Annotated in this window: 8 protein-coding genes, 1 tRNA gene and 1 pseudogene; 4 read left to right on the plus strand and 6 right to left on the minus strand. The window is 64.9% G+C overall.

Features of this window, described 5'->3' with window-relative positions:
- A partial coding sequence (locus G3N92_RS35565) for an IS3 family transposase (protein ID WP_339385770.1) occupies positions 1 to 90 on the plus strand: 90 nt, incomplete at its 5' end.
- Positions 91 to 387: 297 nt separating this feature from the next.
- Positions 388 to 723, plus strand: coding sequence for an integrase core domain-containing protein (locus G3N92_RS35110; protein WP_241015045.1), 336 nt, complete (start codon positions 388 to 390; stop codon positions 721 to 723).
- Between the two features lie 465 nt (positions 724 to 1,188).
- On the opposite strand, the gene G3N92_RS27250 is transcribed toward G3N92_RS35110, so the two are convergent.
- Positions 1,189 to 1,265: transfer RNA gene (locus G3N92_RS27250), tRNA-Arg, on the minus strand.
- A 185-nt stretch (positions 1,266 to 1,450) separates the two neighbouring features.
- Positions 1,451 to 2,281, minus strand: a complete 831-nt coding sequence (locus tag G3N92_RS27255) for an undecaprenyl-diphosphate phosphatase (protein ID WP_206130694.1) — start codon at positions 2,279 to 2,281, stop codon at positions 1,451 to 1,453.
- Positions 2,282 to 2,848: 567 nt separating this feature from the next.
- Between G3N92_RS27255 and G3N92_RS27260 the strand changes: the two genes are divergently transcribed.
- On the plus strand, positions 2,849 to 3,757 hold the full coding sequence (locus G3N92_RS27260; RefSeq protein WP_206130695.1) for an aldose epimerase: 909 nt from the start codon (positions 2,849 to 2,851) through the stop codon (positions 3,755 to 3,757).
- A gap of 198 nt (positions 3,758 to 3,955) precedes the next feature.
- Positions 3,956 to 4,207: pseudogene (locus G3N92_RS27265) on the plus strand (LysM domain-containing protein); the annotation flags it as partial.
- A 123-nt stretch (positions 4,208 to 4,330) separates the two neighbouring features.
- On the opposite strand, the gene G3N92_RS27270 reads toward G3N92_RS27265, so the two are convergent.
- From G3N92_RS27270 to G3N92_RS27285, 4 genes are all read right to left on the minus strand, one after another.
- Positions 4,331 to 5,059 (minus strand): DUF2968 domain-containing protein, encoded by a 729-nt coding sequence (locus tag G3N92_RS27270; RefSeq protein WP_206130699.1) that lies wholly within the window; start codon positions 5,057 to 5,059, stop codon positions 4,331 to 4,333.
- A 49-nt stretch (positions 5,060 to 5,108) separates the two neighbouring features.
- Positions 5,109 to 6,506, minus strand: coding sequence for a sigma-54 dependent transcriptional regulator (locus G3N92_RS27275; RefSeq protein WP_206130696.1), 1,398 nt, complete (start codon positions 6,504 to 6,506; stop codon positions 5,109 to 5,111).
- A gap of 19 nt (positions 6,507 to 6,525) precedes the next feature.
- On the minus strand, positions 6,526 to 8,403 hold the full coding sequence (locus tag G3N92_RS27280) for a TadG family pilus assembly protein (RefSeq protein WP_206130697.1): 1,878 nt from the start codon (positions 8,401 to 8,403) through the stop codon (positions 6,526 to 6,528).
- A gap of 15 nt (positions 8,404 to 8,418) precedes the next feature.
- Positions 8,419 to 8,864 (minus strand): DUF3613 domain-containing protein (locus G3N92_RS27285; protein WP_206130698.1); only part of this gene is annotated, 446 nt, incomplete at its 5' end.

Below are 8,864 nucleotides of genomic sequence, written 5' to 3' on the forward strand. Positions count from 1 at the left end.
GACTACATCGAGGTCTTTTACAATCGAACCCGTCGCCATAGTCATCTTGGCGGCCTGAGTCCCGAGGCCTTTGAACAAGCCGCGGCGTGAGGGTCAGGCGTGTCTAGTGTGCTCTGGGCAGTCCACACGGTGCAACGTGTGTTCCAGTTGATGGGCTGGCAAGTGCGCAAGCGGCCAGTTGGCTTTCGGCCACGGGTGCAATCGATGCCATCGGTTGCGCGTAAGCCAAACGAGCGCTGGTCGACCGACATGTGCCGCGTCTGGGCAGGACGAGATGGCTGGGCAACCTTGGCCTTGGTCATCGATTGCTACACGCGCGAGTTGCTGGGCTAGCACCTGTCTCGAAGCGGCAAGGCGACGACTGCGACCAGCGCGCTGGAGCACGCGTTGATTGCCAGGTTCGGCACGCTGGGTCGGGTATCGACGCCATTCCTGTTGAGGAGCGACAACGGTCTGGTTTTCACGAGCCGAACGTACACGAAGCTGGTGCGCGATTACGGCCTGAAGCAGGCGTTCATTACGCCGCATTGCCCGCAGCAAAACGGCATGGTCGAGCGGGTGATCAGAACGTTGAAGGAGCAATGCGTGCACCGGCAACGCTTCGAGTCGCTGCAGCATGCGAGCCGCGCCGTCGCCGACTGGATTCGGTTCTACAACCACCGGCGACCGCATCAATCGTTGAAGATGAAGCCCCCGGCCGAGGCATTTGCTTTAGCCGCTTAACCTGTGCAGGTTTGGCTGAGTCATTACAATTCCGTACAGCCCACCGGAGGTTGTACCCCTGACAAGAGAAGCGCCCCCATCAACGGAGTCCAGCTTTCCATCACCAAGTAGCTACGCAAGGTCTCATGCAACTTCACGGAGAAGTCGATGATCTCTTGCGGTGTTCTGTTTTCAGTCACTCGATACCTCGTTTCACATGCGGCCACGAGTCTGTTCACGTCCACTGTCGCGGCTGGATTTTATCTCTTCAGCACGGCAATCACTTGCTGGGGGACGCAGGATCCTGCAGCGCTTGCACCCCTTAGAGACGACGACAGGCGACCATAACCGAATTCAAGAGGTAGGGTAGCGTTTCGCATTGATCAAGTTCGATCGAGATAGACCGCGAACACTTACACGACGCCTACACGATATTCACCCGAACTAGAACTGCCGACAAAATTTACACTAAGCGATTGATTTGACTGGCCCGCCCTACACGATTCGAACGTGTGACCTACGGCTTAGAAGGCCGTTGCTCTATCCGTCTGAGCTAAGGGCGGTCATGAGACAGGCGGCGCCGACACCGGCGCCGCCAGAAAGAAGCGAAGCAACGAACGGAACGCCCCGCTCGCCACATCGGACCGGAACCCTCGCACGAAGCGCCAACAGCGCCCCCGAAGAATTCCGAGCCAAAGATTATACCCGATCGCCAACGCTCAGCCAGCGCAAACGGGGCACGGTCGAATCAGACCGGCTGCGCATGGAACGCGAACCAGCCGAGGCAGAACAGCCCCGCCAGCACGCAATACACGCCGAACGACGCGAGACGCCCGCGCCCTTCGAAATAGCGCATCAGGAAGCGGATGCTCAGATACGCGGCAATCGCCGTCAGCACGCCGCCCAGCGCCGCGTCGGCCAGTTGATCCGGCGCGTGGAACAGCTTCGGCAGTTCGAGCACGCCGGCGGCCAGGATGATCGGCGTGCCGAGCAGGAACGAAAACTCGGCGGCCTTCTCGGTCGTCAGCCCGGCGGCGCTGCCGGCGATCATCGTCAGCCCGCTGCGCGAAAAGCCGGGGATCAGCGCCCCCACCTGCGCCAGCCCGACGAAAAACGCCTTGCCGAAGCTGAGCTTCTCGGGCGCCTGATGCGCGCGCGAACGCTGCAACCGATCGCCGAACCACAACAAGATGCCGTTGACGATCAGCGCCGCGGCCACGATCCGCAGATCGTGAAACACATGCTCGATCTTCTTCTCGAGCAGCAGCCCAACGAGCCCGGCCGGAATCGTGCCGATGATCAGCGCCCACATCATGTGCGCGTCGTCGTTGGGACGGCCGCCGAACGAAGCGAAGAAACCGCGCACCAGCGCGCACCAGCGCGCGCGGAAATACCAGAGCAGCGCGAGCGCGGTGCCAAGGTGCAGTGCAACCAGGAAGGGCAACAGTTGCGGCGCATGCTTGTCGATATGCATGCCGATCAGCGCGGGCATCAGCAGCGTGTGACCCAGGCTGCTGACGGGGAAGAGTTCGGTCACGCCCTGCAGGACGCTCAGAAATACCAGAAACCAGAGGCTCACGCGTCGGTCCTTTTGTCGATGATGAATGGGAACAGCGCTCGGTACACCGGATGGACAATCCGGCAGCGCACCGATTATGCACAGCAGCATTCCGTGCGCCAAGTCGGTTGGCCGCACTTCGCCGCTTTCATCGACAGAACCGGGAAACCGTCAGGAAATTGAAATGTTCCCAGAAACAAAACGGCCCGCGATCCCTAGGACGGCGGGCCTGGATGCACCGCGGGGCGGAGCCCGCGGCGGTTTCGGCGTCAGCGGCCGAGCTGGTAGAAAAACAGCAGCGTGCTGCCTGTGAACATCCCGAACAGAGCGATTCCCATTGCCATTGCCAGATCCATGCTGCCGACTCCTGATTCAACACCGGTGTAACGAAAAGTAACCTGTCAGCGCAATTATGCGGTCAAACCGACAGACTGCCACCCGCAATTTCCCCACATGGGTTTCCCCTAGGCAAGTTTTCCCGATTTCTGCCGTCGCCGCGCCGCCGTTCGCGGCGGCGTTCCCCTCGCGCAAGCGCGTGACGTCCGCTATGCTGTCCGCCCGTTGTGTTGACGCCGACCGAAGGACACCATGCCCCTCTTCCAACAGCAGGACATCATCGAACTCGTCGACGGCCCGTCGCGGCTGCGCGTCGCACCGCAAGCCGGCGGCCGTCTCCTGTCGTGGGACATCGATGGCGAGCCGGTCATCTTCTGGCCCGAGCAGGCCGACTGGAGCGCGCCGGCCAAGGTGCGCGGCGGCAACCCGCTGCTGTTCCCGTTTCTGGGCCGGCATCGCGTCGGCGACACGATCGGCCGCTGGCGCGATGCGCAGGGCGTGGTGCGCGACCTGCCGATGCACGGCTTCGCGCGCGACCTGCCGTTCGCGGCGCATGTGGACGCGGACGGCCGCGGCATCGACATGACGCTCGAATCGAGCGACGCGACGCGCGGCGGCTACCCGTTCGCGTTCCGCTTCGACGCGCGCTACCAGTTCGCCGACGCGAACACGCTCGACGTCGAACTGACCACCCGCAACCTCGGCGACGAACCGCTGCCCTACTACGCGGGCCATCACTTCTACTTCGCGCTGCCGCACGGCGAGCGCGCGCAAACCTCGCTCGACCTGCCGCCGACGCAGCGCCGCTTCCAGCAAGCGGACGGCTCGATCAGCGCGCCGGTGGCCGGCGAGCCGCGCTACACGCTCGACGAGGCGCGCATCCTCGACCGCTTCCACTGCCTCGAAGGCGTGCCGGCCCGCCCGCTGCGCATCACGATGCCGGGCCGCAACCGCCGCATCGACATCGACCTGAACCGCCCCGGCTCGGTCGAGTGGTACACGGTGACGACCTGGACCGAAAAGCCGGAATCGGATTTCTATTGCGTGGAACCGTGGCTCGGCCTGCCCGACGCGATCCACAACGGCCTCGGCCTGCGCATGCTCGCGCCCGGCGCGACGGAAACAGCCTCGTTGCGCATCAGCGTCGCGACGCTCGGCTGAACAACACGGCGCGCGGCCAGGCGTCAGGCGGAGCCTGCCGCCCTCCGCGCCGCCCGCTCCGTGGCCCTGCCATGACGCCGCGCACGTCTCGCGCGGCGATCGAGCCCGCAAATCGGCGGCGCGCCCCGCGAACCCGGTAAAATCCCCGCTTTTGTATCCCGCCGCCGCGCCCCGCGCCGCGGCGTCTTGCGAGGTTCCATGTTGGTCAAAGCCGCCCGAGGGTTCGTCCTCGCTTCACTTGCCGTTGTCCTGGCCGCGTGCGGTTCCGCGCCGGTCGGCCCCGGCTTCTACCGCGTCGAGCGCGGCGACACGCTGTCGAAGATCGCCCGCGCGAACCGCCAACCGGTCTCGAACCTCGCGCGCTGGAATGGCATCGCGAACCCTGATGCGATCGAAGTCGGCCAGGTGCTGCGCGTCGTGCCGCCGGGCGGCGCGGCATCGGGCAGCGCGCCGGTGCGCACTACGGGCGGCGGCAGCGGCGGCGGCAGCGGCAGCGGCGAATAAGCGCGGCAGGTAAACGCAAAACGGGCAAGCCTTTCGGCTTGCCCGTTTTTCATCCGGCCCGCAAAAACCTTACTGGTTGCCCGGCAACCCGGCGTCGGCCTGACGCTGCAGCGACCGCACCTGCATCTGCAACTGGCGCAGTTGAGCCTGCAATGCATCGCGCTGCGATTGCAGGGATGCCGCTTCGCTGCGCGTCGCCTTCTGGCGATTGTTGACGGCCACTTGCTGCTCGCGGGCGATCTGCAAATCGGCCTGCAGGCGGTTCGCGCGATCCTGCACCACGGCGATCTGCTTGTCTGTCTGCGATTTCTGCGCTTCGAGGCGAGCGGCCTGCAATTCCGTGCCGGACAGCGACTCGGCCTGCTTCGAGAAATCGCGGAACACGGCTTCGGCGCGTGCTTCGTTCGTCGTCTTGATCACGCGCCAAAACGCCTTTTGCTGAAACAAGGCGACGTAGTACGTCGAATCCTTGATGCTGAACAACAGGCTGGCGCCATAGCTGCCGTTGTACGCCGTGCGCATTTCGGTCAGCGAGTGGGCCTGGATCTGCTGCTGCAGTTCGTCGACCGTGCTTTGCGTGGCGCCATCGGCGGCCGCGGACGACGGTTGCGCGCCAGCGGATGCGGGCGGCAATGCGCTCGGCGCAGCCGGCGCTGAATTCACGACACCACCGCGCGAAGACGCCACCGGTGCGGCGTCGTCACTACCCGCCAAACCCTGCGCCTGTACGGCTTGAAGCCCCCCTGCCACCAACAATCCAGCAATAAATGCGCGCCCCAAAACCCGTTTATGGCTCATGTAGAGAATCCTGCACAGATTAGTTGTATTTCTGACCGCAATTTTCGCATTATCCCTCACTTTCGCGCGCTTCGGGCTCTTCGTCGAAAATCTGGTATTTCCGCATCTTTTCCCACAACACTTTTCGGCTGATTCCAAGGTGTTGGGCGGTATCCTGGCGGCGCCAGCCGTTCGCGTCAAGCGCGGCAATGACTTTGTTGCGCTCACTCATATCCCACTTGCTGCGGTCGACGTAAACCTCGGCCACGCTCTCGGCCGGCACCGGCTGCGCCGCACGCGCATGGGCCACCAGGCGTTGCAGCCGCGCCGCATCCCAGGCGCCCGTTTGCCGCACCGTCACGCCCACCCGTTCGGCCAGGTTGCGCAGTTCGCGGACGTTGCCGGGGAAATAGGTGTCGGCCACCGCATCGGCCAGCCAGTAAGGCAGATCGGGCAGCGCGGCCAGGCGGTTCTCCCCCACCACTTCGGCCACGAACGACTTGAACAGCGCGATCTTGTCGACGGCGCCGCGCTCCTCGAGAGATGGAATGCCGAGCTCGATCACGGCGAGCCGGTAATACAGGTCGGCGCGAAACGCGCCCTCCTTCACGAGCTGCGGCAGCTTCTTGTTGCTGGCCGCGACGAGCCGGAAATCGACCTTGAGCGGCGCCACCGCGCCGACCCGCAGCACCGTGCCGTCTTCCAGCACGCGCAGCAGCTTGACCTGCTGGTAGAGCGGCAGGTCGCCGACTTCGTCGAGGAACAGCGTGCCGCCCGCCGCCTGCTCGAAATAGCCCTTGTGCGCGACCACGGCGCCCGTGAACGATCCTTTCGCATGGCCGAAGAACAGCGATTCGAACAGCCCGTCCGGAATCGCGCCGCAGTTGACCGGCACGAATTCGCCGTGGCGGTAGCGCGAATGCTTTTCGTGCAGCAACTGGGCGATGCGCTCCTTGCCGACGCCGGTTTCGCCGTGCAGCAGCACGTTGGTGTCGCAGTCGGCGAACGTGTCGACTTCCTGCAGCAGCGCCTGCATCGGTTCGGAATGCGCGACCAGCATGGCCGGCGCGGAGGTTTGCGCGGCATGCGCGCGCAACTGCGCGACCAGCTTCGACACCAGCCCGCGCAACTCGGCGCAGGTGAAATCGAGCGGCAGGATGTGCGAATACTCGGGCGGATACGACGCCGCGTCGGCGCCGCCGCCGCGCGCCGCGCCCACCCAGACCACCGGCATGCCGATATTGGCCTGCCATTCGCTGAGGAAGGCGGCGCCGCTCTCGATCATGCTGACGCTGATGATCGCCAGCGACGGACGCGCCGCCGCGCGCTCGGCCGACAGAACCACGTTGTCGGCGCGGATCACTTCCACGTCGAAACTGGCCATGCAGCGCGCGACACGGTCGACGATGTCCGCCTTGCCCTCCCAGACGTAGAGGTCGAGCCCCTCGATTGCAGGTGAATTTCTCATCGGATACCAGTCAATGCGTTCAGTAGACCGTCTGGGACACGCCGCAGGTCAGCGACATATGGTGGACGGTGGCCGCGCCCACCTGCACGCCGAGCAGGTTCAGCAGCGGAACAATAATGGCGTCGAGCGACTGCAGGATCGGGCCGAGCAGCGACGTGACGAAACTGAGCAATTCCGAGACGAAGCCCGAAGCAATGCCAAGTGGTATGCCCAACAACGATAAGTTGGCTGAAATTTTCGCGCCCGAAAGCTGAACCAATGCATTGGCCAGCGCCGAGCCCAAGGCATTGGAATTCGAGGTCCAGTAATCGGCGTCGGTACCTGTCTGGCCCGAAAACACATGTGTCTGCGGCGCCCCCTGCACCTGCACCGAGACATTCGAGATACTTGCGGTCAGATGCGCCAGACCAATCAGGTTCAACAGCGACACATTGGCATCGATGATGGTCGCGGGCGATTTGCAGCTATAGGTTGATGACAGGCTGATCATTCCGTTGGCGTTGAGCGGTGGCGTACCGATGCAGAGGTTCGCCACCCCGGGGGTCGCCGTGATCGTCGCTGTACTCGTGGCCAATGTCGACCCGCATTGCGTTGAATTGAGCACGGCTGTGCCAGTGCCCACTTGTACGTAGATCGGCAAGCTCACATGAAAATTGACGCCGACCAGTTGCAGGATCTGTCCGAGTTTCGAATCGGTGCCGAGATCGACCACCAGATACAACCCCACCGCCGCCGTCGACGCCGTGGTGCGCCACGTCCCCGTGGCCGGATTGATGCCGCCCTCGCCGATGCCGATCGTCGGCGGGCTGATGATCTGCACTTGCAACTGCGTGCCGGTCAGCCCGCTCAGATTCACCGACGGCACGTTGACGGCCACCGCGTTGTTCGAGTTGGCGACCTCGGCGCCCACCATGATCAGGTCGAGCAGATTGACGGTGGCCGTGGCCGCCGATTGCGTATCGGCCAGCGCGACGTTCAACAGGCCGTTCGCGCCGCCCAGGTTGACGTTGCCGCCGTTCACGTTCGCCTTGACCAGCGCCTGGAGCGCGCCGAGGCTGGCCTGCAGGTTCGCGTTCGCGACACTCGTCTGCTGGGCGGCATTGGCCACGAGGCTCAGGAACTGCGACAGCGACAGCTTCAGCGCCAGCAACTGGCTGATCGTGCCGACGCCCGCCGCGGTGGCCAGATCGGCGAGCCGCACGTTGGTGCAGGCCAGCGCCTGATACGACACGAGGCTCAGGTTGAGCCCCGACGCGGATCCGAGCAGCCCGCTCAGCAAACCGTTGACGAGCCCCGGATTCGCGGTCGACGACGCCGGCGTGCCGGAGCAACTGGTGCCGCCAAGCTGGGCGAGCGTCGCGCCGACCGAGAACACGTCGATCGCCGTGGCGCGCGCCGTCGAGCTGGCCTGCACGGTGCGCGACGGGCCGAGGAAGAAGTACGGCACCGTGCGCGTGACCTTCACCTGCACGGCATTCCACTGGCGCGCGTTGACGTCGCCCGACGCACCGGCGCTCGCGCCGGCCGAGTAGTAGCTCGGGCCGGGATAGTACGTCGGATCCCAGCGCCCGCAATTGATCGTGATGGTGTCGCCGTTGCCGGCGTTCAGGCCGTTGGTGGTGGCGCTCAGCGTGGCCGCGCCCGGCGACATCGAGCACGTGTTGTCCACGCGCTGCACGCCCGCCATCGCGGCCATGTCGGCGATCCGCTGCATGTCGCGGCGCTGGAAGAACACGTTGCCGACGTCGATCATGCCGAGGATCGCGATGGCTGCCGTCATGAAGATGACCGTCATCATCGCGAACGAGCCGCGCTCCCGGCGCCGGCCCGCGAGCACACCGGGCTTCGTGCCGATATCGGCCTGGCGGCCGGGGCGACGGGGTTGAGCGGATCTCATGATGAACCTCGACGATTATTGCGACTGCCCGCTGCCGGACGACGAGCCGCTGCTGCCGCTGCTTCCCGATGCGCGCTGCGACGAGCCGAACCACGTCGGAATCTGCGTACCGAACGAATTCAGGTAGCGCTGATAGGCGTAGGATGCAGCGGCCCCCTCGAACGGATGCGGGTTATCCGACGCGGCGCGGTTGCTGCGTTGCAGTTCGAGCCAGGATTCCGTGGTCGAACCGATGTCCGAGGCACGGGTGTAGATGCGTGCGGGCCGGCGAGGCTGCTCGGCTGCCGCGACCGGCGCGGGCGGCGGCGCCGGCGCGATCGCAGGTTGCGCCGGAGGTTGAACGGCGGCTTGCGGCTGGGGCTGTTGCGCCTGTTGCGCCTGTTGCGGCGCGAGCGCCGGCAGCGCTTGCGGCGCGGTTTGCACCTGCTGAACGGCCGGCTGCACGGCCGGCGCCTGCAGTT

Source organism: Burkholderia sp. Ac-20379 (assembly GCF_017104645.1).
Lineage (GTDB): Bacteria > Pseudomonadota > Gammaproteobacteria > Burkholderiales > Burkholderiaceae > Burkholderia.

Excerpts from the sequence above, each read along its gene's own strand:
- G3N92_RS27260 (WP_206130695.1), top strand. The coding sequence starts at position 2,849 with ATGCCCCTCTTCCAACAGCAGGACATCATCGAACTCGTCGACGGCCCG.
- G3N92_RS27270 (WP_206130699.1), bottom strand. The coding sequence starts at position 5,059 with ATGAGCCATAAACGGGTTTTGGGGCGCGCATTTATTGCTGGATTGTTG.
- G3N92_RS27275 (WP_206130696.1), bottom strand. The coding sequence starts at position 6,506 with ATGAGAAATTCACCTGCAATCGAGGGGCTCGACCTCTACGTCTGGGAG.
- G3N92_RS27280 (WP_206130697.1), bottom strand. The coding sequence starts at position 8,403 with ATGAGATCCGCTCAACCCCGTCGCCCCGGCCGCCAGGCCGATATCGGC.